Source organism: Stappia sediminis (genome assembly GCF_009826895.1).
GTDB classification, from domain to species: Bacteria; Pseudomonadota; Alphaproteobacteria; order Rhizobiales; family Stappiaceae; genus Hongsoonwoonella; species Hongsoonwoonella sediminis.
In genome coordinates this window covers 416,837-441,441 of record NZ_WUMV01000003.1, presented here as the reverse complement: position 1 = coordinate 441,441, position 24,605 = coordinate 416,837, and the positions used below count along the sequence as shown (strand labels likewise).

At 60.0% G+C, this 24,605-nt stretch carries 27 protein-coding genes and 2 tRNA genes; 12 read left to right on the top strand and 17 right to left on the bottom strand.

What is annotated here, in order from left to right:
• Positions 1-5: 5 nt before the first annotated feature.
• Both pdxY and ispG read right to left on the bottom strand, forming a co-directional pair.
• Positions 6-899, bottom strand: a complete 894-nt coding sequence (pdxY, locus tag GR183_RS08935; protein WP_312846805.1) for a pyridoxal kinase — start codon at positions 897-899, stop codon at positions 6-8.
• Entirely contained in the window at positions 896-2,155 is a 1,260-nt protein-coding gene (gene ispG / locus GR183_RS08930) for a flavodoxin-dependent (E)-4-hydroxy-3-methylbut-2-enyl-diphosphate synthase (protein WP_160775786.1), read from the bottom strand. Before ispG ends, pdxY begins: the two co-directional genes overlap by 4 nt.
• A gap of 167 nt (positions 2,156-2,322) precedes the next feature.
• Here ispG and GR183_RS08925 point away from each other — a divergent pair, with 167 nt between their 5' ends.
• The 4 genes from GR183_RS08925 (at position 2,323) to GR183_RS08910 (ending at position 5,569) form a co-directional block, all read left to right on the top strand.
• Positions 2,323-2,670, top strand: a complete 348-nt coding sequence (locus GR183_RS08925; RefSeq protein WP_160775255.1) for a hypothetical protein — start codon at positions 2,323-2,325, stop codon at positions 2,668-2,670.
• 88 nt (positions 2,671-2,758) lie between these two features.
• Entirely contained in the window at positions 2,759-3,544 is a 786-nt protein-coding gene (locus tag GR183_RS08920; RefSeq protein WP_160775254.1) for a hypothetical protein, read from the top strand.
• Positions 3,545-3,694: 150 nt separating this feature from the next.
• The gene (locus GR183_RS08915; protein WP_160775253.1) at positions 3,695-4,477 is read left to right on the top strand and encodes a 3-hydroxybutyrate dehydrogenase; all 783 of its coding nucleotides are present in this window, start codon (positions 3,695-3,697) and stop codon (positions 4,475-4,477) included.
• 78 nt (positions 4,478-4,555) lie between these two features.
• Entirely contained in the window at positions 4,556-5,569 is a 1,014-nt protein-coding gene (locus GR183_RS08910; protein WP_312846804.1) for a patatin-like phospholipase family protein, read from the top strand.
• 186 nt (positions 5,570-5,755) lie between these two features.
• On the opposite strand, the gene GR183_RS08905 is transcribed toward GR183_RS08910, so the two are convergent.
• Both GR183_RS08905 and GR183_RS08900 read right to left on the bottom strand, forming a co-directional pair.
• Positions 5,756-5,980 (bottom strand): hypothetical protein, encoded by a 225-nt coding sequence (locus tag GR183_RS08905; RefSeq protein ID WP_160775251.1) that lies wholly within the window; start codon positions 5,978-5,980, stop codon positions 5,756-5,758.
• 68 nt (positions 5,981-6,048) lie between these two features.
• Positions 6,049-6,489, bottom strand: coding sequence for a L,D-transpeptidase (locus GR183_RS08900; protein ID WP_160775250.1), 441 nt, complete (start codon positions 6,487-6,489; stop codon positions 6,049-6,051).
• Between the two features lie 229 nt (positions 6,490-6,718).
• On the opposite strand from GR183_RS08900, the gene GR183_RS08895 reads away from it, so the two are divergent.
• Positions 6,719-7,534, top strand: a complete 816-nt coding sequence (locus GR183_RS08895; RefSeq protein WP_208999797.1) for a pentapeptide repeat-containing protein — start codon at positions 6,719-6,721, stop codon at positions 7,532-7,534.
• A gap of 55 nt (positions 7,535-7,589) precedes the next feature.
• Here the strand turns inward: GR183_RS08895 and GR183_RS08890 are convergent, their stop codons facing one another.
• The gene (locus tag GR183_RS08890; protein ID WP_160775249.1) at positions 7,590-8,405 is read right to left on the bottom strand and encodes a MipA/OmpV family protein; all 816 of its coding nucleotides are present in this window, start codon (positions 8,403-8,405) and stop codon (positions 7,590-7,592) included.
• Positions 8,406-8,651: 246 nt separating this feature from the next.
• Positions 8,652-10,205: a trimethylamine methyltransferase family protein gene (locus tag GR183_RS08885; protein ID WP_160775248.1), complete on the bottom strand. Its 1,554-nt coding sequence runs from the start codon at positions 10,203-10,205 to the stop codon at positions 8,652-8,654.
• Positions 10,206-10,303: 98 nt separating this feature from the next.
• Between GR183_RS08885 and GR183_RS08880 the strand changes: the two genes are divergently transcribed.
• Positions 10,304-11,212: a LysR substrate-binding domain-containing protein gene (locus GR183_RS08880; protein WP_160775247.1), complete on the top strand. Its 909-nt coding sequence runs from the start codon at positions 10,304-10,306 to the stop codon at positions 11,210-11,212.
• 5 nt (positions 11,213-11,217) lie between these two features.
• Here GR183_RS08880 and GR183_RS08875 read toward each other — a convergent pair whose 3' ends face one another.
• Genes GR183_RS08875 through GR183_RS08865 form a run of 3 tightly spaced genes read right to left on the bottom strand, consistent with a single transcriptional unit; the run spans position 11,218 to position 15,963 of the window.
• The gene (locus tag GR183_RS08875; protein WP_160775246.1) at positions 11,218-12,396 is read right to left on the bottom strand and encodes an osmoprotectant NAGGN system M42 family peptidase; all 1,179 of its coding nucleotides are present in this window, start codon (positions 12,394-12,396) and stop codon (positions 11,218-11,220) included.
• Between the two features lie 19 nt (positions 12,397-12,415).
• Positions 12,416-14,176 carry an N-acetylglutaminylglutamine synthetase gene (gene ngg, locus GR183_RS08870; RefSeq protein ID WP_160775245.1) on the bottom strand — a complete coding sequence of 587 codons (1,761 nt, stop codon included), beginning with the start codon at positions 14,174-14,176 and terminating at the stop codon, positions 12,416-12,418.
• A gap of 14 nt (positions 14,177-14,190) precedes the next feature.
• On the bottom strand, positions 14,191-15,963 hold the full coding sequence (locus GR183_RS08865) for an N-acetylglutaminylglutamine amidotransferase (RefSeq protein ID WP_160775244.1): 1,773 nt from the start codon (positions 15,961-15,963) through the stop codon (positions 14,191-14,193).
• Between the two features lie 119 nt (positions 15,964-16,082).
• Here GR183_RS08865 and GR183_RS08860 point away from each other — a divergent pair, with 119 nt between their 5' ends.
• Positions 16,083-16,577: a MarR family winged helix-turn-helix transcriptional regulator gene (locus tag GR183_RS08860; RefSeq protein ID WP_160775243.1), complete on the top strand. Its 495-nt coding sequence runs from the start codon at positions 16,083-16,085 to the stop codon at positions 16,575-16,577.
• A gap of 46 nt (positions 16,578-16,623) precedes the next feature.
• Here GR183_RS08860 and GR183_RS08855 read toward each other — a convergent pair whose 3' ends face one another.
• Both GR183_RS08855 and GR183_RS08850 read right to left on the bottom strand, forming a co-directional pair.
• Positions 16,624-17,310 carry a hypothetical protein gene (locus GR183_RS08855; RefSeq protein WP_160775242.1) on the bottom strand — a complete coding sequence of 229 codons (687 nt, stop codon included), beginning with the start codon at positions 17,308-17,310 and terminating at the stop codon, positions 16,624-16,626.
• A 318-nt stretch (positions 17,311-17,628) separates the two neighbouring features.
• Positions 17,629-17,704, bottom strand: a tRNA-Ala gene (locus tag GR183_RS08850).
• A gap of 178 nt (positions 17,705-17,882) precedes the next feature.
• Here GR183_RS08850 and GR183_RS08845 point away from each other — a divergent pair.
• From GR183_RS08845 to folD, 3 genes are all read left to right on the top strand, one after another.
• The gene (locus GR183_RS08845; RefSeq protein WP_160775241.1) at positions 17,883-18,173 is read left to right on the top strand and encodes a YggT family protein; all 291 of its coding nucleotides are present in this window, start codon (positions 17,883-17,885) and stop codon (positions 18,171-18,173) included.
• A gap of 6 nt (positions 18,174-18,179) precedes the next feature.
• On the top strand, positions 18,180-18,509 hold the full coding sequence (locus GR183_RS08840; protein WP_312846803.1) for a DUF167 family protein: 330 nt from the start codon (positions 18,180-18,182) through the stop codon (positions 18,507-18,509).
• Positions 18,510-18,584: 75 nt separating this feature from the next.
• Positions 18,585-19,481 carry a bifunctional methylenetetrahydrofolate dehydrogenase/methenyltetrahydrofolate cyclohydrolase FolD gene (gene folD, locus GR183_RS08835; RefSeq protein ID WP_160775240.1) on the top strand — a complete coding sequence of 299 codons (897 nt, stop codon included), beginning with the start codon at positions 18,585-18,587 and terminating at the stop codon, positions 19,479-19,481.
• A gap of 18 nt (positions 19,482-19,499) precedes the next feature.
• Here the strand turns inward: folD and GR183_RS08830 are convergent, their stop codons facing one another.
• The 4 genes from GR183_RS08830 to GR183_RS08815 form a co-directional block, all read right to left on the bottom strand.
• Positions 19,500-19,715 carry a Trm112 family protein gene (locus GR183_RS08830; protein WP_160775239.1) on the bottom strand — a complete coding sequence of 72 codons (216 nt, stop codon included), beginning with the start codon at positions 19,713-19,715 and terminating at the stop codon, positions 19,500-19,502.
• Positions 19,716-19,740: 25 nt separating this feature from the next.
• On the bottom strand, positions 19,741-20,418 hold the full coding sequence (locus tag GR183_RS08825; protein ID WP_160775238.1) for an LON peptidase substrate-binding domain-containing protein: 678 nt from the start codon (positions 20,416-20,418) through the stop codon (positions 19,741-19,743).
• Positions 20,419-20,490: 72 nt separating this feature from the next.
• Positions 20,491-21,459 carry a thioredoxin gene (gene trxA / locus GR183_RS08820; protein ID WP_160775237.1) on the bottom strand — a complete coding sequence of 323 codons (969 nt, stop codon included), beginning with the start codon at positions 21,457-21,459 and terminating at the stop codon, positions 20,491-20,493.
• Positions 21,460-21,574: 115 nt separating this feature from the next.
• The gene (locus GR183_RS08815; protein WP_160775236.1) at positions 21,575-22,084 is read right to left on the bottom strand and encodes a prolyl-tRNA synthetase associated domain-containing protein; all 510 of its coding nucleotides are present in this window, start codon (positions 22,082-22,084) and stop codon (positions 21,575-21,577) included.
• A gap of 261 nt (positions 22,085-22,345) precedes the next feature.
• Here GR183_RS08815 and GR183_RS08810 point away from each other — a divergent pair.
• Positions 22,346-22,420, top strand: a tRNA-Gly gene (locus GR183_RS08810).
• 193 nt (positions 22,421-22,613) lie between these two features.
• Here the strand turns inward: GR183_RS08810 and GR183_RS08805 are convergent.
• On the bottom strand, positions 22,614-23,093 hold the full coding sequence (locus GR183_RS08805; RefSeq protein ID WP_160775235.1) for a YHS domain-containing (seleno)protein: 480 nt from the start codon (positions 23,091-23,093) through the stop codon (positions 22,614-22,616).
• Positions 23,094-23,402: 309 nt separating this feature from the next.
• Between GR183_RS08805 and GR183_RS08800 the strand changes: the two genes are divergently transcribed.
• Positions 23,403-24,020, top strand: a complete 618-nt coding sequence (locus GR183_RS08800; protein WP_160775234.1) for a TetR/AcrR family transcriptional regulator — start codon at positions 23,403-23,405, stop codon at positions 24,018-24,020.
• Here GR183_RS08800 and GR183_RS08795 read toward each other — a convergent pair.
• Positions 24,017-24,535 (bottom strand): GNAT family N-acetyltransferase, encoded by a 519-nt coding sequence (locus GR183_RS08795; RefSeq protein ID WP_160775233.1) that lies wholly within the window; start codon positions 24,533-24,535, stop codon positions 24,017-24,019. The genes GR183_RS08800 and GR183_RS08795 overlap by 4 nt on opposite strands.
• Positions 24,536-24,605 lie beyond the last annotated feature (70 nt).

Below are 24,605 nucleotides of genomic sequence, written 5' to 3'. Positions count from 1 at the left end.
ATGAATTATGCAATACGCGGTTTCTCCAGCACCCTCCGCGAGGAAACAAGCGCCATGGGTCCAAGGATGGAACCCTGCTCGGAATGAAGCAAAAGCTCGCTGGAGCCTTGTTTGACGCTACGGGCCACAAGCTCGAATGTGGAAGCGGCCGCACGCTTCAGGGCCCCTTCTTCGCCATGCCCTTCCAGCAGGCGTGCGGTAAAGAGCGCCGAGAACACATCACCCGTCCCATGCGGCGCATCGGGAACGAGGCCGTGCTCGGCAGCGATAACGGCATTCGGGCCGACCAGCAGATTGCAGGCGGAATTGCGCCTGAGCGCAGGCGACGACGTTACCAACACGCGCTCGGGCCCGAGTGCGCGTGCGGCGGCAATCGCATCCGCCTCGGTATCGACCTCGCACCCCGTGAGCCACGCAAGCTCGAAACGGTTAGGCGTCGCGATGTCGGCACGGGCGACAAGCTCCTCGCGGATCGCGGCAGCCGTTGGTTCGGGAACGTAGAGCCCGCCCGCATCGCCGATAACGGGATCGCAGACATGCCAGGCCTGCGGGTTGGCCGATTTGACCGCATCGACAAGCCGACCGACCTGCGCCGCCTGCCCGGCGTCGCCAAGGTATCCGGTAATCACGGCGCCAATACCGCCAAGGCTTTCAGACTTCGCGAGATCATCGACAAGTGCCGAGAAGCTCTCGTCCGCAGGCACCACGCGCGTTCCCCGCCCATGGCCCGGATGCCACGGCAGCAGGATCGTCGGCACGAACCAGACGGGAAAACCGAGCCGTTCCAGAACGAAGACGGCCCCGCGCCCTCCAACGGCGCCGCTGACGACCTGGGAGGTAACGACAAGGATCGCGGGGGGTGAAGCAGACTGCCGGGACGACATCGGCGTGCCGATCACGAAGCCGACTTCATGGCCGGGGTCACGCCCTGCCCGAAGCGCTGCTCGATATAGTCCGCCACCATTTGCTTGAAATCATCGGCAATCGTGGGCCCGCGAAGAGTGGCGACCTTCTTTCCGTCGACAAAAACAGGGGCTGCGGGAGTTTCTCCCGTGCCGGGCAGCGATATGCCGATGTCGGCATGCTTGCTTTCTCCCGGGCCGTTGACGATACAACCCATGACGGCGACCTGGAGCGCTTCCACGCCCGGATATTTCTCCCGCCACTCCGGCATCGACAAGCGGATGTTTTCCTCGATATCGCTGGCAAGCTCCTGAAACACCGTCGACGTGGTGCGCCCACAGCCCGGACACGCGGCAACGACGGGAACGAAGGAACGAAAGCCCATCGTCTGGAGGAGTTCCTGCGCCACCTGCACCTCACGCGTGCGGTCGCCGCCCGGCTTCGGGGTGAGCGAAACGCGGATCGTGTCGCCGATGCCCTGTTGCAGCAAAATGCCCATGGAGGCCGACGAAGCCACGATTCCCTTGGACCCCATGCCGGCTTCGGTCAGCCCTAGATGAAGCGCATAGTCGCACCGACGGCCTAGCTCCGAATAAACCGAAATAAGGTCCTGAACCTGGCTGACCTTGGCCGACAGGATGATCTTGTCACGCCCCATGCCAAGCTCTTCCGCGCGTTCGGCGGAAAGCAGGCCGGAACGGATAATCGCCTCCCGCATGACGGCGGCCGCGGAAACGGGCCGCTCGCTTTCAGCGTTCTCATCCATCAGGCGGGTAAGCAATTCCTGGTCGAGAGAACCCCAGTTGACGCCGATCCTGACCGGCTTGTCATGCTTCAGCGCGATATCGATGATCTGCGAGAACTGGGTATCCCGCTTGTCCCTGAAGCCGACGTTGCCCGGATTGATCCGGTATTTCGCGAGTGCTTCGGCGCAAGCCGGGTGATCGGCCAGGAGCTTGTGGCCGATATAGTGAAAATCGCCAATGAGCGGCACGAAGACGCCGATCCGCTCCAACCTCTCGCGGATTTTGGGCACCGCTGCCGCAGCCTCATCCCGGTCCACCGTGATGCGGACGATCTCGGAGCCCGCCCGGGCGAGGCTCGAGACCTGCGCGACGGTTGAATCGACATCCGCCGTATCCGTGTTCGTCATCGACTGGACGACGACCGGCGCATCCCCGCCGACGGTAACCGAACCGACACGAACCGGCACGGAAACCCTGCGCGGGGCGGGTCCGCCGGCGTCACTCATCTGGTCGCTAATATTCTTCATGAGGATGGCCCAAACATTTGCGGACTATCGCCGTCCGATTTACGAGTACATGACCTAATACCCGTCAGGACCCTAGGCAAGAGGCGAAAGATGCCGCAAATTGCGCGGGTCACCGAAGAAGCTGACCGACAAGGCTGAAATCCGCGATGATCCTTGCCGTCTTCAGCCGGACCATTCATCCGGCACACAACAGTTTGGGCGTGCTCCTCGCCGCCGGCTGGGGGTATATACTGGTTCTTGTCGCCGTAAATCCCGCCATAAACATGGCGCTTGCCCCGGACGGCGGATTTGCCTCCCAATTTCGCTCCGCCCTTTTTCCAACAGGCATGAGAGTGATCGTCACATGGATATTCGCCAGCCCGCATGCCACAAGCTATGCATCGGTCCGGGAGCGATTCGCCGAAGAGGTGGGCTTTTCGGCGGATGACGTAAAACGCGCTCAAGCCCTGCGCACGATCGAGATGGCAAACCGCCTTGGCCGCGACAGCGGATAGGATTCGAAATATTTTGATGACGCCTTGATAACGATGAAGCCCGTACGCAATCAGAACGCGAAAACTGAGACTTGTTAAGGACTTATCCATGCGTACGACATTCAGATTGCTTCAGGGAACGTTCAAGGCGCTCTATTACAACTTCGACGTTTTCCTGCGGCTGTGCTGGGCATGGTTTTTGATCCTGATCGCCCTTGCGAGCGCCGTCATGGCCTTCATCGGATCGAAGGGCGACCCGGAATTGACAAGTGCAGCGACGATCGTCGTCATCCTGATAGCCCTCGTCGCGAATGCATCCATCGCCGTAAGCTGGCACCGCTGCCTGCTCATGGATGAAATGCCGGGAACCACCCACCTCAAGATCGGCGCGCGCGAATGGGCCTATCTGGGGCGTGCCGTCCTGGTCGGGGTTATCGCCTTCGCAATGATGTTCGCGATCAGCTTCATCGTCCATTCCTTCGGCGCCATAGCCGATGGCGCGGAGGCCAACGCGATGCTCGTGCTGACCGTCCTGACCGGAGCCGCCGCCGTTTTCCTGATCGTTCCCGCCGTCCTGCGGCTTTCCCTGATCCTGCCGGCGGGTGCGGTCGACCGGCCGCTCGGCATGCGCGATGCATGGCGCATGAGCAGAAGTCTCGGCTATCCGATGCTGTTCGCCATGTTCGGCATCGCCATCGTCATGGGGCTGGCGCAGGAAATACTCGACGCGCTTCTGGACCTTGTATCCTTTCAGTGGTTTCTCGGCGTCTACTACGTCCTGAAATCGGGCATCCTGCTGGTCGCACTGCAGATCCTGTCGCTCGCCCTGACGATCGGCATCCTGACGGGCGGTTACAAGATCATGCTCGAAAGAGTCGATCCGGCACGGTCGTAGGGTTGAGCGAACCCCGAAGCAGGTCTCTTTCGGGTACGCCTTTCGCCCGATATTGCAGTGCAACGCATGTTACGTTCATATGCCAGCGGATGAACACGGAAAGCCGGCCACATCTGCACGCCGGCGACGCACGAACACGGGAGACATCGCATGCTCGCCAATAAAACCGCCGTCGTAACCGGCTCAACATCCGGCATCGGACTCGCAATCGCCAAGGCGATGGCTGGGGAAGGCGCGAATATCGTCATCAATGGCTTCGGAGACGCGAATGCGATCGAAAAGGAGAGATCCGGCATCGAGAGCGAATACGGCGTAAAATGCGTCTATTCGGGCGCCGACATGACGAAACCGGACGAAATCGCGGCAATGATCGCGGATGCGGACAAGGAATTCGGCGCGGTCGACGTTCTCGTCAACAACGCCGGCATCCAGCACGTTTCCCCGATCGATGAATTCCCGATCGAAAAGTGGGATCAGATCATCGCCATCAACCTGTCTTCTTCCTTCCACACGATCCGCGCGGCCCTTCCTGGCATGAAGCGCAAGGGCTGGGGCCGGATCATCAACACGGCCTCGGCGCATGCCCTCGTCGCATCGCCTTTCAAATCGGCCTATGTGGCGGCAAAGCACGGGATCGCCGGGCTGACGAAGACGGTGGCGCTTGAGGTCGCCCAGCAGAAAATCACCGTAAACGCCATCTGCCCGGGCTATGTCTGGACGCCGCTGGTGGAAGCCCAGATTCCCGATACCATGAAGGCGCGCAACATGACCGAAGAACAGGTGAAGCGCGACGTCCTGCTGGCCGCGCAGCCGACCAAGGAGTTCGTGACCGTCGACCAGGTCGCCGCGATGGCAATCTTTCTGTGCTCGGACGCGGCAAGCTCGATCACCGGCACGATGCTGCAGATGGACGGCGGCTGGACGGCGCAATAAGCGCGAGAAAAGCGCGGGCGGCACGCCGGCCCGCGCCTGATATCGCCTTTATGGGAGATGAATGCCTTGGCGAAGTCCGTGAGCGCACCGAAAAGGATCAACCTGGCGCTCCAGGGCGGCGGGGCGCATGGCGCCTATACCTGGGGCGTGCTCGACTGGCTGCTTGAAAGCGAGGATTTCGCGATCGACGCCATTACCGGCACGTCGGCAGGTGCGATGAATGCCGTGGTGCTCGCGTCCGGTTATCAATTGGGCGGCGCTCAGGGCGCGCGCGAGGCGCTGGAGGAATTCTGGCAGGAGGTGAGCCGAAGCGCCTTTCTAAGCCCCATCAAGCGCACGCCTATCGACTATGCGCTGGGGCAATGGAGCCTTGATTTTTCGCCAAGCTACCTGGCGTTCGACCTCGTCTCGCGGTTCGCGTCTCCTTATGAGTTCAATCCGCTCAACTATAACCCGCTGCGCGATATCGTGGCAGATGCCGTCGACTTCGATGCCGTTCATCACTGCAAGCAGATCAAGCTCTTCATTGCCGCGACGAATGTCCATACCGGCAAGATCCGCGTCTTTTCGGAGAAAGAAGTCACACTGGATGCTGTCATGGCGTCCGCCTGCCTGCCGCATCTCTTCCAGGCGGTGGAAATCGACGGCGAACCCTATTGGGATGGCGGTTACATGGGCAATCCGCCGCTCTATCCGCTGTTCTACGGCACCAAAACGCCCGATGTGGTTCTCATCCAGATAAACCCGCTGGAACGCCGTCAAACTCCACGCTCGGCGCGCGAAATCCTGAATCGGCTGAACGAGATCACGTTCAACTCGACGCTCTTGAGGGAAATGCGCGCGATCGACTTCGTCACGCGGCTGATCGAGGAAGGCAAGCTTGACCGCAACACCTATATGAAGGTGCATGTCCACCGCATTACCGCGGAAGAGCTTAAACCGCTGCAGTCCTCTTCGAAACTCAATGCCGAGTGGGCCTTCTTGAGCGAACTTCGCGACATCGGACGTGCGACCGCGGAAGAATGGGCGCGCGAGAACTATGATGCGATCGGCGAGCGTTCGACCATCGATCTCAGAGAAGAATTCGGGTAGCGCCGCAAACCGCAATCCGCGAGCCTCGAACTCGGCGAGACTGCGCTTTTCGAGCTGGGCCGCAAACCGCGGCTCCCGCCCCCGGAAATTGACTGAAATTCTTAAGAAAATTAAGACATTAACCGATATTTACCGCTACTTGCGTCCTGCATTGCAGTCCGCAATGCAAAGAGAACTACACAAATCTTAACAATCGTCAGATATTGTGGTTTCCAACAATGCCGACACTTCATATAGAACAATCAGCGCACCAACGATTTGGCAAGGGTTTTGCTCCATCATTGGCACGCTGATCGTCAGGTTGTGCGTCGTCAGCGATTGGCGAACGAAGAAGGACGGCAATGCGACCCCGCCGCCTTCTTCGTTCCGCCACTCTTGGCATGGCGCTTCAAACGGAAGCGGAATGCCCATTTGAACGGACCCTAACCTACAACCTGCGCGAGAGCGAGGCGTGGAAGCGCCAGTTCGTAAACAAAATCTTAGCGCGTTACGACGATTCGCGCATTCCTCTTTCCATTCTGCTCGATAAGCGTGAACAGCCGCCGCGCATTTGCCGGATGGAGGCGAATGCAGCCGTGCGACACCGGGCGGCCCAGATACTTGACCTGATCCGTGCCGTGAATTGCATAACCGTGATAGAAGAACACCGACCATGGCATTGGCGCGCCATCGTATTTCCTGGAGAAATAACGTCTGTGCATACGGCCGGGACGGAATTGGCCGATTGGCGTCCTGTAGCCGCGCCTCGCGGTGGAAACAGGCCAGCTGTGGCGCGGAAAGCCATTTATGTAGACCCGCATTCGTTGCTCGGAGAGATCTATTCGCGCGACGATGCTTGCCGCCTCGGCAGGTACGATTGGAGATGCCGCGAGAAAGGCAGTTACGAAAACGCACGCCACCGCGGTGCGAAAGATACGCATGACCTACTCCCCCACAACCGGATACGCTCCCGAATTTCGTGAGGCGCCACATCCGGCGCACAACATTATTACGTGAGGGTAGCATATTATTTCGCCGATACGGCGCGCAATGTCCGCCGTTTACCTTCGCCCGGCGCCATATTCACGTCCATCTGCAATACGGCTCCTTTTCCAGGCGGGTCGAATACACTAAATCTATGGCTAGGTAGTCAGTCCGGGAACGGAACCGATGAGCGTTGCTCGCTTCGCCGCATTCGCCACCCTGTTCGCCCTGATGGCGTCCGGAGCCCAGTTCGCGCGCGCCGATCAGGTGTCGGTCGACAAATTGCGGGCAAGCGGCTCCTGCCCCGGCTGCGACCTGAAGCTTTCGGAACTGCGCGACCTCAACACAAATGAGGGCGATTTAAGTAAGGCCGTCATGCGAGAGGCAGACCTGAAGGGCGCCACGCTGACCAATTCCAATCTCAGGCAAGCGGACCTTCGACGGGCGGAACTGGAGCGCGCAAACCTTTCCGGCAGCGACTTCACATACGCCCAAATGCGAGGCATCGACCTTGAAAAGGCTAATATTTCAGGCTCGATTCTGGTCGAGGTCGATCTGCGAAACGCAGACATGGCGGAAGTGGAAATCTCGGGAAGCGATTTCACCGAAGCCGATCTGCGCTCGGTGAACCTTGTCCGCGCGAACGCCGGCGGAGCGATATTTCGCGACGCAAAAATGGATGCCGCCGATTTCGAGCGTGCGAAGCTGGACCGCGCCGACTTTACCGATGCACGTCTGCCCTATGCGGACTTCGACCGCGCGGTGGCAACAGGCGCAATCTTTCGTGGAGCGAACCTCTCCGGCGCGCGGATGACGAGTGCCGACCTTTCCGACGCAGACCTTACCGGCGCCAATCTCGAAGGCGCACTGTTGCGGCACACCCGGCTTTCGGGAACCAACCTCACCGATGTGCGCGGCCTGGACCCAAAGCGCATCATCAATGCATGCGGCGACAGCAAAACGCGCCTGCCGAAGGGAATCAAGTTAAAGACCTGCAATTGATGCCGGCCGGACACCGCCTGCGCCGCCGAAAAGCGGCGGCGGCATTTTCACCCGGTCAAAAAACATCGAACCCGAAGCGATAGCTCACGCCAATGCCGATGGAGAACTGATCGTCATCGCCACGAGTGACGATCGGACTGTTATCCGCATCGCCTACAAAGCGATCCCATCCGCCCTGGAGATGAAAGGTCGTCTTGTCGTTCCAGGCGTAGCTTGCGCGTGCCGCCACACCTACCGTCTTGAACCCTGCGTCCGGATCATAAGGAGTGAGTATTCCGCCAGATGCGGCAGCTTCGCTCGGGGTGACGCCGAAGTAGGTGTCCATATAGTCTTCCGACGCCCAGGACGCGCGCGGGCCGATGCTGAATTCGACCCGGTCGAGAGGGTTCGTGATGATATCGATACCGAAATCCGCAACCTGGCCGTGGTGACCGTTGATACCCTGGCGCAATTCCACGAAACCACGCAGCCAGTCGTAGCGGTATCCTGCGCCCAAACCCAGTTCCAGCGCCCAATTGACCTTGCCGGTGCCGGTCAGATCCGAAGAGTCGGATGCTTTACGCTCTCCGATGAAATCGAACGACGGATAGAAGAAGAACCCGCGCTTGACGACATCCCCATCGACGACCTGCCCGAGACCCGGCAGGTAGAACCGTCCGACGGCGATAATCGGAAAGGGATAGACCAGATAGTCGTCCGCACCAGGATAGCGCGGCTGAACGATGGCCCCACCGCCGAGATCAAGCACATATTGCTTTTGGGGCAAAGGCCTGTCTTCCGGCGCAAGGTTTCCATCCTGCGCTTGCGCCGCCGAGGCGGTTGCAAGCAAGGCGGCGGCAAGGCAGGCGCGTGAGAAAAGCGATCGCGGCATGTTCAAGGTATCCAGATCAGAAGACGGTTCCGTGAGGAAACTTCTGACACGTTATACCGCCGTTTCGAAGGGCATCTACTAACGAATTCGCGAATGTCGCGAAGGTGTTGCAGCGCTGCACCGCTTACGCGCCACGTCCACCGAACTCAAGCTACCCGGGAGGACCGCAGCACCTGGCCGACGTCCACGGGTTCGAAGAGGCAGAGCGGAATCCTATTTTGCAACAAATCACGAATACGACCGGTATCAATACCAGGCATCCGGCATTTCGGCCTTCTTGCGAGCCATGAAATCCAGCAGGGCTTCATCCACGCCCGGATCGATAGGTGGTGCCTCGTAAGCATCCAGCAGCTTCTTCCAGTGCGCGTTGGCGCGGGTTGCCATATCCAGCCCGCCTTTTTCCTCCCACGTCTCGAAAGGATCGTTGTCGGAAAGCTCCGTATCCCAGAAGGTGGTCTCATAATTCCGCATTGTGTGGGATGCACCGAAGAAATGGTTGCCCGGCCCGACTTCCGAAAACGCATCCAGCGCAAGCGCGTTATCATCCACCGGAACACCGGCAAGGTAAGTATGCAACGCGCCGCAGTAGTCGACGTCCATGACAAACTTCTCGTAACTCATCGAAAGGAGACCATCGAGGAACCCCGCCGAGTGCAGCAGGAAATTCGCACCGCAATGAATGGCGGAAAGCATGGACGTCACGCTTTCCTGCATCGCCTGTGCATCGGGCAGCTTGGAAGTCGTGAAGGAACCGGCACAGCGAAGGGGCAAGCCCAGGCGCCGCGCGAGCTGACCGACAACGAGCGAGCCAGCCGCCGGCTCCGGCGTGCCGAAAGTGGGCGAGCCGGAGCGCAGCGCCATGGACGAGAGAAAATTGCCGAAGATGACCGGCGCGCCCGGTCGCACGAGCTGGGTGAGCGCACAGCCGACCATGGTCTCGGCAAGGGACTGGGCGATCGCGCCGGCCGTCGTCACAGGCCCCATCGCGCCACCCAGAATGAACGGCACGATGACCGAACCCTGGTTTGCCGCGGCATAAGCACGGATTGCCCCCGTCATCGTCCCGTCCCAGACAAGCGGCGAATTGACGTTCACATTGCCCATGACGACGCAGTTTTCCTCGACGAAATCCCGCCCGAAGACAATCCGCGCCATGTCGATGGAATCTTCCGCACGCTCCGGCGCCGTGATCGACCCGAGGAACGGCTTGTCGGAGTAACGCAAATGCGCATAGACCATATCGAGATGGCGCTTGTTCACGGGCACGTCCGTCGGCTCGCAGACCGTGCCGCCTGAATGGTGCAGCCAGGGCGCGCTATAGGCGAGCTTCACGAAATTCCTGAAATCCTCGATCGTCCCGTATCGACGGCCCTGATCCAGGTCCATCACGAAGGGCGAACCATAGGAAGGCGCGAAAACCACATGCGGCCCGCCGATCCTGACCGAACGAGCGGGGTTTCGGGCATGCTGCACGAATTCGCGCGGCGCGCTCTTGAGAATTTCCCGCAGCATGCCGGGCTCAAACGTGCAACGCACGCCATCCGCCTTCGCACCTGCCTTTCGGAAAAGTTCGAGCGCGACATCATCGCCTCGGAATTCGATGCCGACCTCGGCAAGGATGCGGTCGGCCGCGTTCTCAATTCGCACAAGGCCTTCCTCGCCCACGATCTCATAGGGCGGGATCTGCCGCGTGATATAGGCGGGAGCGGAATGGCTTGCGGTGGCGCGACGCTCCTTGCGCCTTTCGCGCGCGCTTCTTTTTGCCCGCGCGCCGCTTTCGGCCAAATCCAAGGACGCCATGACGATCTCCCTTCACCTGAACTTATGACAAGAAAGGTATCAACCTCGACCATCATCGTGACGTGGCTAAATTCTAATCTTTGGAATAAGGTTTACTTATGAAAAGCCTACGCCATCTGCTGCCTTCGCCCAGCGCGCTTATCGCCTTCGAAGCGGCGGCGCGCCACGCAAGCTTCACGCGGGCGGGGGAAGAGCTTGCGATGAGCCAGGCGGCCGTCAGCCTCGCCGTCAAATCTCTGGAAGAAAGCCTGGGCGTGCGGCTGTTCCACCGCCGCCATCGACATGTCGAACTGACCGAGGCCGGTGCGCGGTTTTACTCCGACGTTTCGCTTGGTCTGGGCCACATCAGAAAATCCGCGGAGGAATTGCGCGCACTCGGAAGCGAAGGCCATGTGACGCTTTCGGCCTCCACCGCTTTCGCGAGTTTCTGGATGCTGCCGCGGCTTGCGAAATTCCGCGAGGACCTGCCCGATATCGACCTGCGCATCCAGACGAGCGACCGGGATATCGATATCGTTGCCGAAAACATCCCGCTTGGCATTCGCTCCGCGCCCGTCGGGATCTTTCACAGCTATGAAGCCGAAGTGCTGGCGCCTGAACGCATCGAGCCGGTGGCAAGCCCTTCCTACGTGGCGCGCAATGGAATGCCGGCCGGCGCCGAAGAGCTTTTGGGCCACAGGCTAATCCACCTGGAGGAACCCTATCGCCCCTGTACCGACTGGGCGGACTGGTTCACCGACAGCGGCCTTCCACGGCCGAGCCTGGCAAGCGGGCTCCTGATCAACGACTATGTGCTCGTGATACAGGCGGTGATGGAGGGCCAGGGCGTGGCGCTTGGCTGGAAGCACCTCACGGATCGCCTGATAGACGCGGGGCTGCTTCTACGCGTTTCGGATCATGTGCTTGAGACCGAGCAGCCTTTCCAACTGGTCTGGCCTAAGTTCGCCACACTCAACAAGCCGGCCGCGCTGGTGCGCGACTGGCTGCTTTCGCAAAAGTCGGCGTAAGACCGCTACTCTTCCGTTTCGACGAAGGGATCCCCGTTCGTCCTGTCGCCCGGCCCGAGGTCCTGAGAGGCCTTTTCCAGGGGCTGTTCGGTAAAGCCCTTCATCGGACCGATTTCCTTCGCATCGCGCTCGATCTGAACCGGGCTCAGCGTATAGGCGGTCAGGAGTTCCGCCACGGACCTCAACGCATGCATGTTGATGCGCTCGTATCCGTGCGAGGCATCCACACCAAAGGTGGCAAGAGCGGTGCGCACATCCGCGCCCGCCTCGATCGCCGATGCGCTGTCGGAGCGATAATAGCGGAAGACGTCGCGCTGGTGACGGATCTCGTTGTCCCGGCAAAGCTGGATGAGCTTGTGCGTCAGGTGATAGTCGAACGGCCCGGTCTGGTCGGCCATGGCGATCGTCACGCCGAATTCCGAGGAATTCTGGCCCGGCGCGCTGGTGCCGTTGTCGACAACCACAAGCGAAGCGACATCGTGCGACAAAACGGCGGAGGCACCGACACCGACTTCCTCAGAGATGGAAAAAAGCCAGTAGGTATCGACGGTCGGAACCGCCTTCTCGCGCTTGTGCGCTTCAAGGGCGGCAAGCATCAACGCAACGCCGGCCTTGTTGTCGAGATAGCGCGAGACGATGTAGCCGTTGTCGAGGAACTCTGGTTGCGGATCGATGGAAACAAGGTCGCCAACCTCGATACCCAAGCGCAGAACATCCTCCCTCGAATTGGCAAGGGCATCGATACGAAGCTCCACGTATTCCCATCCGACGGGCAGCTTGTCGACGTCTTCGCCATAGGTATGCCCCGATGCGCGCAGGGGCAGGATCGTACCGCGATAACTGCCGCGATCGGAGATGATCGTGCAGCGCGCGCCTTCGGCAAAGCGCGCCGACCAATGCCCGATCGGCACAAGCTCGAGCCGCCCGTTATCCTTGACCTGCTTGACCTGCGCGCCGAGCGTATCGAGGTGCGAGATCACGGCGCGGCGCTGGTTGCTCGCCTTGCCGTCCAGCCAGGCCCGGATGGCGCCCCGCCGTGTCATTTCGAACGGCACGCCAAGCCGCTTCAACTCCTCGCTGGTCGCCCTGACGACGGTGTCGGTGAAGCCTGTCGGCGATGGTATCGCCAGCAGTTTCTTCAATTGATCGGCGAGATAGTCGATGTCGATCTGCAAACGCGCCATGCGGCAGTTGCCTCCCCTCTTACGAGTAGGCCACCGTCAGCGGAAAGAGGAGATCCATGAAGCGTTCCGCCGTCGGTTGCGGTTCATGGTTGGCAAGCCCCGGCCGCTCGTTGGCCTCTATGAATGCGTAGTCCGGTTTGGACGGATCCTTGACCATGAAATCAATGCCTACGACGGGTATGTCAATCGCCCTGGCCGCCTTTTGTGCGGCATCGATAAGATCGGGATGGGTAAAATCCGTCACATCGTGGATCGTGCCGCCTGTATGAAGATTAGCCGTCCGGCGCACTTCGAGCTTCACGCCTTCGGCCAGGATACTGTCGAATCCATAGCCCTTTTCCGCCACGCAGCGGCGCGTTTCATCATCCATCGGGATCTGCGATTCGCCCCCGGTCGCATCGCGGCGACGCCGGCTCTGCAACTCGATCAGATGGGCGACGGTGCTTTTTCCGTCGCCGACCACAGTCGCGGGCTTGCGCATGGCGACCGCCACCACCTCGAAATCGATGACGACAAGGCGCATGTCGTGACCTTCGACCAGTTCCTCGACGAGGACCCTGTCGCAGACCTCGCGGGCCCGCAGGATCGCACGCTTGATTTCGAGTTCGTTCTTCACGCCGACCGCGATGCCGCGCCCCTGTTCGCCGCGCGCGGGCTTGACGACAACCGAACCGGATTTTTCGAGGATCTTTTTCCAGGCATCCTGGTCTTCCGCATCCGCCTGCTCGGGAACACGCAAGCCCGCCTTTTCGACAAAGCGGCGCGTAACCACCTTGTCATCGCAAATACTCATGGCAACCGCCGTCGTGAGTTCGCTCAAGGCTTCGCGGCACGCAATCTGGCGGCCGCCGTGGCTCAGGCGAAAGAAACCGCCTTCGCCATCGAGGATCTCGACATTGACGCCACGCCGCCTCGCCTCATCGACGATGATGCGCGCATAAGGATTGAGTTTTTCCTCCGGCAATTCGCCGATGAAAAGCTTCTCGTTGATCGGGTTCTTCTTCTTGAGCGCGAAAACCGAAATGCGCCTGAAGCCAAGCTTTTCGTATAGCCCGATGGCCGACGCATTGTCATGAAGCACCGACAGGTCGAGATAGGCGCAACCGCGCGCCTGGAACAGGTCGGCAAGGCGGCGCACCAATGCCGTTCCCGTCCCCGAACGCGCCTGCTGGCTGTCGACGGCCAGACACCAGAGCGACGCACCGTGTTCCGGATCCCCGAAGGCGCGCGCATGATCGACACCGGTTACGGTGCCGACGATTTCTCCCGTCGCCTCATCCTCCGCCACGAAGAAGGTCATGACCCGGCTGTCGCGCCGCTTCCAGAAAAATTCGGGCGCGACGGGCGCCATTCCGCGCGCGATGTAGATGCGGTTGACCGCTTCCGCATCCGCCTGCGTGCAAAGCCTGCGGATGATCACACCTTCGACCGGTTTGTGCGCCGGGCGATAGGTCGCAAGGTCGAGCCGGTAAGTATGCGATGGATCGAGAAACAATTGTTGCGGCGCAGCCGCCAGGGCGACATGCGGATCGCGAATGTAAAACGCGATGTCACGTTCGCCCGGGGTCTCCGCGCGCAGCGTTTTCGCTATCTCTTCAGCACTTTCGAACGTCTGGCCGAAAAGCAGGCGGCCCCAGCCGACATCCAGCGAAAAATTCGACGGGACGCCTGCTTCGCCTCCGACTTTGCCGATCGGCGGCTTGAGGCTTTGATTGCGCATCCTGCGCAGGCGATAGGAATGAGCGTGCGGCTCGTTCCTCTTGCTCTGCTGGGTAGACATCGGCGCCTCCTGGGTCAGAGATCGTGGGCCTGCATCCACAATTCGAGCAACGCGCATTGCCACAGTTCGGATCCGCGCAGTGGCGTGATGAAGGCCGCCGGGTCGTCGAACATCGCGTCAAGATAGTCCTTTCGGAATAACCCGCGTTCGCGCGCTTTTTGTGACGTTAAGGCATCTCGCGCCATTTCCAGGTAAGGGCCGTCGAGATATTTCAAAGCCGGCACAGGGAAATAACCCTTCGGACGATCGATGACCTCCTTGGGCACGACGCGCCGGGCAACGGCTTTCAGCACACCTTTGCCGCCGTCCGCCAGCTTGTGCCGGGCCGGAACCCTTGCTGCGAGTTCCACCAGTTCATGATCGAGGAAGGGAACGCGCGCTTCCAGCCCCCAGGCCATCGTCATGTTGTCGACGCGCTTGACCGGATCGTCAGCCAGCATGATCTGCGTATCGAGACGAAGGGCCTTGTCGACCGGATCGGTGGCACCGGAAAGTGCGAAATGGTCGGTCACCACTTTTCGAGCCTCGTCGCCACCATGCCAGCGGGCCTCCAGGTGACGCCCCATTTTCTCATGGTCGCGATCGAAAAAGGCCTCCGCATAATCCTCTACCGGCCGGTTCGAGCCTTCAAGCTTCGGATACCAGTGATATCCTGCGAAGACCTCGTCCGCGCCTTGGCCGGACTGCACGACCTTCACGTGTTTCGCCACTTCGCGTGACAGAAGGAAAAAGCCGACATTATCATAGGAGACCATCGGTTCGGACTGTGCCGCGATCGTGCGCGGAAGGGCATCCATCAATTCGCTCGAAGGGACGAAAATCTTCCGGTGATCGGTTCCGAAATGCTCCGCGATCAGATCAGAGTAGGTGAATTCGTCGCCCTTTTCGCCCTTGGCCTCTTCAAAGCCGATGGAGAAGGTCTTCAGGCCCTTCTGCCCCATGTTGGCAAGCAGGCCGACTATAAGGCTTGAATCGACGCCCCCGGACAGAAGCACTCCCACCGGGACATCGGCGACCATCCGCCGTTCAACAGCCAGCGTCAGCGCTTCGTGAACGCTGTCGGTCCAGGCCTCGAAGCTGCGCTCTTCTTCCTCGGCCGAACGTGCGAAATCGAGACGCCAGTAGGTCGTATCCGTAAACGCGCCGTCCGGTTCGTACCGGCGGATCGTGGCGGGCGGAAGCTTGCGCACCCCGTTGAGGATCGTGCGGGGAGGAGGAACAACCGCATGAAAACTCATGTAGGTGTTGAGAGCCGCCAGGTCGATCGACGTATCCACGCCGCCGGCGGCCACGATCGCCGGCAATGTGGATGCGAAACGCAACCTGCCCGGCAGCTCGGAATAATAGAGCGGTTTGATGCCGAACCGGTCACGCGCCAGAAAAAACCGGCCGCTGTCGCGCTCATAAACGGCATAGGCGAACATGCCGTGGAACTTCTTCGGTGCGTCCTCGCCCCAGGCGTGATGCGCCTTCAGGATGACTTCCGTATCGCCGTGAGAAAAGAAATCGTAGCCCTTGGCTTCGAGCTCCGCGCGCAATTCCTTGTAGTTGTAGATGCAGCCGTTGAAGACGATGTCGAGCCCGAGTTGAGGGTCCGTCATCGGCTGCTGCGCATGATCCGAAAGGTCGATGATCTTGAGCCGGCGATGCCCAAGGCCGATACGGCCGCGCCGCAAAATTCCGTCGCCGTCCGGGCCGCGAGGCGCGAGTTCCGCCGCCATCGCTTCAAGGGCCGATGTGGACGCCGAAGCGCCGTCAAAGGTGATTTCTCCGCAGAGTCCGCACATGAATCCGTTGTTGGTTGACCAAAGGAAAAGGCTGCGGATGCAGCCTCACGCGGTATTTACAACACAAATGATTTGAGTTCAAATAATATTAGCTCGAACAAATAACCGGTTGGAAACGCATGGCGGAGCAGGCGCAGTTAAACACGGTACTGAGGTCCATCCGGCGTATCATGCGCGCGGTCGACATTCAGTCGAAACAGGTCATGAAAACGGTGGGACTCACCGTGCCGCAGGTGGTGATCCTGCAGACGATCAAGGACGAAGGGGCCATCACATCCAAACGCCTTGCCGAAGGCGCGAACCTTTCACCGGCAACGGTGGTGACAATCCTCGACAAGCTGGAAGCAAAGAGCCTTGTCGAACGCAAGCGCGACACGCGTGACCGCCGGGTGGTCTATACGAGCCTGACGCGCGCCGGCAAAGAGGCGCTCAGGACGGCGCCTCCCCTGCTTCACCACGCTTTTTCCGCCCGCTTCGGCGAACTTTCACCGGAAAGGCGCAGGCAGATCATCGAAGCGCTGGAAGATGTCGCCGAAATGATGGGGGCAAAGGAGATCGAGGCAGCACCTGTGTTACACGTTGCCGCGTTGGAAGGCGTTGGCGAAGCCCCTTGAACATCGCCAAACAGCGAATAAGGACTTCAGAAAGCGCGTTCGGCGATTAGCGGCCGGCCTCTGAAGGACTTGCCTCTCTGGAAGGAGAGAAGCCCGCGGCCTTCATCGCACCGTTCGCGCGGCGATCACGGACATGCAAGGCACCAAGGCCGGCCGTTATCGACACGTGGCATGCGGCCGCCACCAGAAAACACAGCCATCCCGACAGTTCGAAAATTTCTTCAAGGTGCTGGCTGTATTGCAAGGCAAGTATCTTCTTGTCGAGAAAGTCGCCCACCAATACCGAGGCAGCCCCCAGCGCCAGAAAGAAAAACCGCCATGTACGGGCGAAAACCAAAAGCGTCCGTGTCCGGTCCGGAATGCGAGCGAACCAGATGCGCGCCTGACAGAACAGCATGACGAGAATGACCGCGACGATAACGATTTCGAGGCCACGCGTTATGGCGAAAGGCACGCCGTAAATACCGCCCCAGGCAATTTCGCGACCGCCGAACCAAACAGCGAATCCAGCCAGCACTATGCCAAGCAACCGGCCGAAAGTGCCTTTGTTCGCAAGCCGCCACGCCGTGGTCCATAAACCGGCAGTCAAAAGCAACACGAGCGCCTGCGCGGTTTCGAAAGGTCCCGTCTCGGACGGGTCCCAATCGGCGTCAGTCGAGACACTGTAGAGCAGGGCATTGATTGCCAGCATCGCCACAATGCAGAGGCCTGGTTTTATAATGTGCATATACACGCATTCTCTTGAGCTTATAGCCCACGGATATGAAATCTTCGCGTTCGGACGGACGGTGAATCGCGCCCAAGAAATGCAATTTTCTTTTGTCAGCTAACAGTCACAAATGCGTATCGCCATTCACGTTTGGCTGATTCGGCAGACCACGGCCGAGCCTGACTTCAACGCGAAAATATCCCGGGCCACTCCCAAGAGCATCGAAGCAAACGGGATTGCGCCCAGCCACATTCCGAAGATTCGGAGAAAGGGAATTCCTGCAGCGATCTCGGAGAACGCCGATCTAAGCAACACCAATGACGTGATGGAAATCAGAAAAATTGGTGGAGCCGAGGGGAATCGAACCCCTGACCTCTGCAGTGCGATTGCAGCGCTCTCCCATCTGAGCTACGGCCCCGCTCAAAGCGTGGCGGCATTTAGGAGAGTGCCGCCATTCCTGTCAAGGAAACATTTCCCTGACGAGGCAGCACCAGCGAACGCAGGAATTTTCCCTCGCTGCTTGCAGGCGCGGCCCGCGACCGCTACATGAATGGTCAACCGAATTCGCCTTGTTTCCTGCGGGAGTTCCCCGGTCTATGCGTGCAATCCTCGACGTCCTTCTCCTGGTGCTTGATCTCTACGTCTGGGTCATCATCGCCAGTGCAATCTTCTCCTGGCTCTACGCCTTCAATGTCGTGAACCCGCGAAATCAGGTCGTCTCGATGATCGGCCAGGCGCTCTATTCCCTGACCGAGCCCCTGTTGCGGCCGATACGAAATGTCCTCCCCGCGATCGGCGGGCTGGATCTGTCGCCCATTGTCCTGTTGCTTGGCGTCTTTCTCGCGCAGAACGTCATCATTCGCTACGTCTATCCGCACGTCTTCTAGCTGGTCGTGACGATCTCATCCGCGTGCCCGTGGCAGGAAACAGGCGACGGATTACGCCTGTTCCTGCGCGTCACGCCGAAAGCTGCGAAGGACGGGATCGACGGGATCAAGACGCTCGACGATGGACGAAAAGTCGTGCTCGTGCGTGTGCGCGCGATTCCCGACAAAGGCGCCGCCAACAAAGCCGTTTGCACGGTAGTCGCCAAGGCTCTTGGCGTTGCCAAGTCTTCGGTCGCCCTGGAAAGCGGATCGACATCGCGGTTCAAAACCTTGCGCATTGACGGAGATGCACAACAAATTGCCGCATCGCTGACAGCCTTGGCAGGATCGTGCTGAGTAGGGTGCCACATCGTTCGGCCCGGGCTTCCAAAGCCTTCAGGCCGTAAGCACATGACCTTTCAGGAGCGACGCATGACCGCCAAAATCATCGATGGAAAAGCTCGTGCAGCCAAGATCCGGGAAACCGTCAAATCCGCGGTAGCGGCCCTCAAAGCCACGCACGGGTTCGAACCCGGACTGGCAGTCGTTCTGGTCGGAGAAGACCCGGCAAGCCAGGTCTATGTCTCAAGCAAGGTGCGCCAGACGGAAGAATGCGGAATGCGCTCGATCGAACATCGCCTGCCGGCCGATACGCCTGAAGCCGAATTGCTCGCGCTCGTTCGTTCGCTCAACGAAGACCCGTCCATCGACGGGATCCTCGTTCAGATGCCTTTGCCGGCCCACATCGATTCCGACGCTGTCGTGCTCGCCATAGACCCGGCCAAGGATGTAGATGGACTGCACCCCGAAAACGCCGGACGCATTGTCCTTGGCAAGTCCGGTCTCGTGCCCTGCACGCCGCAGGGCTGCGTGATCCTGACCAAGGATGCCCTTGGAGACGACCTTTCCGGAATGAACGCCGTGGTGCTTGGCCGTTCGATCCTTGTCGGCAAGCCGGTGGCGCTCCTCCTGCAAAACGAGAACTGCACCGTGACGATGGCGCATTCGCGCACGAGGGATATTCCAGCCCTTTGCCGGCAAGCCGATATTCTCGTTGCTGCCGTCGGCCGGCCCGAAATGGTGAGGGGCGACTGGGTCAAACCGGGCGCTGCCGTGATCGACGTCGGCATCAACCGGGTGGCGGCACCCGAAAAGGGCGAAGGCAAGACAAAGCTCGTCGGAGATGTCGCCTACATGGAAGCGGCCGAGGTTGCCGGAGCGATCACGCCCGTACCCGGCGGTGTTGGCCCCATGACGATCGCCTGCCTGCTGGCAAATACTGTAAGGGCCGCATGCAGGATCCGGGAAATCGAGGAGCCGGCGCTCTGAAGCCGGCGCCCTTCCAGCTCACTCGTCTTCAAGCTTGCGGGCTTCGTCCGGCAGCATGATGGGAATGCCGTCGCGGATCGGATAGGCGAGCTTGGCCGCGCGAGAGACGAGTTCCTGCTTCCCCTCGTCATACTCGAGCGTCGTCTTCGTGAGCGGGCATACGAGGAGCTCCAGAAGCTTCCTGTCGATCGGCCTGGGCGCTGCGCCCTCCGGCCCGGACCCTTTATCTGGCATGAAAACCCACTCCCGATAGTGTTTTCTACTGCAGGCGCCCGCCATCGTCGCCGCCGCGTGCAAGGTGTACTTCCGTCAAAGCGACGAGTGCATCCGCTCGTGCCTTGAGGTCTTCAGCCTCAAGAAGCATTTGCTTTTCCGCCGGACCGTAAGGGCTCATCATCGAGAGGGCATTGACAAGCACTTCCGTGCCCGCGCTTCGAATGCTTTCCCAATCCGCCTCCAGGTCGTTGGCGGTAAGATAGTCGTCGAGCGTCTTGATCAACGCACTCCGATCCACCTGGTTTTCGCCATGCCCAGAGTGAAAATCGTCGGCGTAGCGCTCAGCCGATATCGATGCCAGCCGAAACGGGGTCACCGATTTCAGCTCCTCCACCACCTCGAATCGCGCGATTCCCGTGAGCGTAATCAGATAGCGCCCATCGCCGGTTTCCTGAAAAGCGACGATCCTCCCCGCGCACCCGACCTTGCGCAACGGCGGTATCTCGACACTCTCCACGCCCTCCAAGTCGTAGTCCGGCTGGATCATTCCGATGATGCGATCGCCCTTAAGCGCCGCATCGACCATCGCCAAGTAGCGAGGCTCGAATATGTTGAGCGGCATCTGTCCCTGAGGGAGCAGCAGCGCTCCCATCAGCGGAAACAACGGAATCGTCTGCGGAAGATCCGCCGGCTTTTCGAAGCTGGCATTGCCCGCAAGCATCGAACTCTCCTCAAGGTGCGGTTGGCGCCGGCCCGGTCTCGGGCCCAGCGAAGCCTTCAGCACCTGATACGTTTACGAAAACAGGATGGACGACAATTTGCGCCGTCCGTAATTCGTCGCCGGGTCCTTTGCGCCCCAGGCATCGAAGAACTGGACGAGCTGTTTACGCGCCTCGTCATCGTTCCATTCCCTGTCGCGGCGAACGATCTCAAGCAGATGATCGACTGCTCCGGTCTTGTCGCCGCGGGCGCTCAAGGCGACGGCAAGGTCGAAACGCGCCTGATGATCGGACGGTTCCTCTTCCACGCGCGTCTGCAATTCGGCCAGATCTCCCAAGGATTCCGCTTGTTCCGCCAATTGGATCGCCGCACGAGCGGCTGCGACGCTCGGATCATCGATAGCCGCTTCGGGAACCATTTCGAGAGTTTGTTTGGCGCGCGCGAAATCACCCAGGCCAAGGTAGCACTGGGCAAGCCCAGCCAGTGCGGCCGGGTTTTCGTTTTCCATGGAAAGAACCGCCCCGTAAAGCTGCGCGGCCTGGCTCCAGTCGCGAGCCGCGCGTGCCGCCTCGGCTTCTTCCAGAAATTTCTCGGCATCGGATGGTCCGACCGGCCCCGCCAGTTTTTCGATGAAGCTCTTCACCTGGCTTTCCGGCTGGGCACCCATGAAGGCATCGACCGGACGGCCATCCTTGAACGCGACGACGGCGGGAATCGACTGGATGCCCATCTGGCCCGCGACCTCCGGATGCTCGTCGATATTCATCTTGGCAAGAACGACCGCGCCCTTCGCGTCGCTCACCGCCTTTTCCAGCGTCGGCGTCAATTGCCGGCACGGTCCGCACCAAGGCGCCCAGAAGTCGACGAGAACCGGGCGGGTATGCGATGCCTCGATGACATCCTGCATGAATGTCTGCGTCGTGACATCGCGGACCAGATCGCCGCCGCCTCCGCCGTTCGAACCGGAGCCGCCTCCGTTCATGCCGCCGTTGCCAAGGGTCCCGCCAAGGGTGCCGCTCACTGAAAAGCCCTGACCGCTCATCTTCTGTTTTGTCCCGTGAATTCGAGAATGGGCGCGCATGTCGTTTCATGCGGCGATTTGTTCAAGGCCTAACATGGGGCGAAACAGGGAGAAATACAAACCGGAGCCTTTTCCATCACGACTGCGAATGACTAACGGCGATCACGAGAGGATCGTGGCCGCAGGCACGGGCGAATTTCAGCAAGTCCTCGTTCGAGATCGCCGTCGTCGCATCGTTGCGCAGCGGATGATAGTTGAGGAGGGGTTCGCGCATCATTGCCTCATCGAAGAGGGGCGTTACGCGGTGCGCATCACGGTCGTTTATAAGTGCGAAAGGCGTCACGGAACCAGGTTCCACGCCGAGCGCTTCCATCAACAGATCCGCCTTTCCGAAGGATACGCGCCCTTGCGCCCCAATCTTCTGGTGGATCGTCTTGAGATCCACCTCCGCGTCGTGCAGCAGGACGACGAGGAAAAGGCGCCCCTTCTTGTCCTTGAGGAACAGGTTCTTCGTATGACCGCCCGGAATCGCGTCGTGCAGACCGGCGGATTCCGAAACCGTGAAAACCGGCTCATGATCGACTGTGTTCGTCTTGATTCCCAAGTCGGCCAGAAAGGCCAGGAGATCTTCCCTGGTGGACGGCATATCGCAAACCTCGCCCTTCAAGTGAGCGGCGACCTTCGAATGCGCGCCGCCATGCAAACCGGGGAGTTTTAGCCGCTACCGCCCGCGGTCATCAAGCCCGGCACCGGCCGCTGCATTCATGACATCCCGAAAATGTCCACCGTTCGTCCACAGTCGCGAGCGGATCGCTAATTCGCGAAAAATGGTGGTTGCATTCGAACGCGGCTTGGTTCATATACAGCCCACTTCGGCACGGAAACACCGCTTCGCCGAAGGGAGCGTGCGGGTGTAGCTCAGGGGTAGAGCACAACCTTGCCAAGGTTGGGGTCGTGGGTTCGAATCCCATCGCCCGCTCCAATTTCCCGAAAATATACAGATGTTTCCGTTGAAAATAACCGCCTTTCGGCGGTTTTTTCCTATTGGCACGCAAGATGCCCGCGCTCATGAGAGCACAGTCCCGGCCAGCTGGAATTACGATGAAAAAACCGCCCGCCAGTTGCCCGGCGGACGGTCGTGAAATCGCAGGATCAAAGATCCTGTAGCGCGATTATTACTTCTTCAGCAGTTCGGCCGGGTCGGCGTCTTCGACGTTGACCCAGTGGTTGTTAGCGTCGGTGATCTTGCCCGGAATGTCTTCGTTCCACAGCTTGACGACCTGCTCGTTGAGGTTCAGGTAGAGCTTGCCGTCGACGATCTTCCAGAGACGCGGGTCACCGTCGAACTTCAGGCCGAGCGACAGACCATAGGCGCAGTAGCCGCCGTACTGCGGAGCGTACTTGGCCGGGTCGGCGTCGAACGTTGCCTTGTTGTCCTTGCTGGCGAAACGGTAGACAGCGCCGTTGTAGACGGAGGTGATGTCCGTGCGGCCGTCCTGCGGCTCACCGGCCTTGAAGTAGGAAACCGGATCGACACCGCGCAGGGCGAGGCCGGTGGAAGTTGCGTTGACGTCGAAGCCGGCGGCCCAGGCGTTGACGGTGAAAGCGGCGACGGCAGCGGCCGTGATCAGGCCGGTGCGGATGAAGTTCTTCATCTGGAGTTCCTTTCCGACGGCACCAACCCGCCCGAAAGCGAACGCGATGCCGTAATTGTGTACCAAACGGTTCCGAATTGGCCGTGCAATCCAGCCATATCCGTGGCACAAGCTAGCTTTAGGAACCGTTCGGTACAAAACACATGCGCGTGATTTCGATTTGTAGTACCAATTCGTATGCTGGCTCGCCCCCCGGCCGCCCATCGCGCCTACCGGATTCTTGTAATTTCATTGGATGGCGGGACGGGAAGCGAAACACACGTCCTTTACCCTTCGCACCGGAGTCGCCTGCAAATATCGGGAATTCACATGGGTCGACCGCGCCAATTCGAGATTGATGCCGCACTTGAAATGGCGATGCGGGTGTTCTGGTCGAAGGGATACGAAGCGACGACACTTCCGGACCTTCTTGGTGCAATGCGGATTTCACGCGGTTCGTTCTACAAGGCATTTCACGACAAACGTGCCGTCTATTTGGCCGCCCTGGAACGCTACAATCGCACCAGGGTGTTGGAAACCGTCGCCATGCTGCAAAAGGCAGGCACGGACAGCGGACGGGAACGCATAGAGGCCTTGTTCAAGGCGCTGGCCGAGCGGCCCGACAGAAGCGGCTGTTTCCTTTGCAATGCCGCCGTGGACAGGGCGCCGCACGATCCTGAAATCGAGGAGCGCGTTAACGCGATGGTGCAGCGCCTTGAACAGGGTTTCCGCCTGGCGCTGGAAGGGGACAGGCCGAATATCGATCCGGATGTTCTCGATGAAACCGCGAAATCGCTCGTGGTGAATTATCTCGGCCTGCAGGTGCTCGACGCTACGGGCCTCAACGAGCAGATGGCGGAGAGTTGCCGCTTGCAGGTCAGCCGGATGCTGGAAGCGGCCGTCGGGGGCGGCAATGGATTGGATGAACGGGCCGGCGACAACCGCTAACGCAAATCCTTCAGGAAATGATAGCGCCTGATACCGCCGCCGACCGTCTTGTTGTTCGCGGCATCGGCAACCTCTTCCCTTGCAAGGCTGTATCCGGCTTTTTCATAGAATTTCAGCGCCGCCTGCTGCAATTCAGAAGTGCTTAGCACGAGGCGATCGTACCCCTTCGTTCGAACCACATCCTCGGCATGCGAGATCATCCGCATCGCCAGCCCGCCACCACGATACTGCGGCGCAAGATACATGCGGCGAAGTTCCATTTCGCCGGCTCCGGCAGGCTCCAGCCCGTAAAAACCCGCAAGTTTCCCACCGCAATTTACGACCCAGAAACTGCCCTTTCGCTCTCCATAATAGTCTTCGATACGGTCGATTTCCTCAGCCAAGGACAATTCGATATAGCGTTCGAATGCGTCCCGTTTGTCGGATGGGGCAAGCTCCCTGTTGACGGAAATGAAGAGCGCCCGAACGTCTTCCGCATCCGGGCGCTGAAACGGGCGTATCGATAGTGCGTCCATATCAACCCTCGTTATCGCCGCCACAACATGCGGCATGCGGAGTCGAGAATCGAAACACAATCCGGCGATC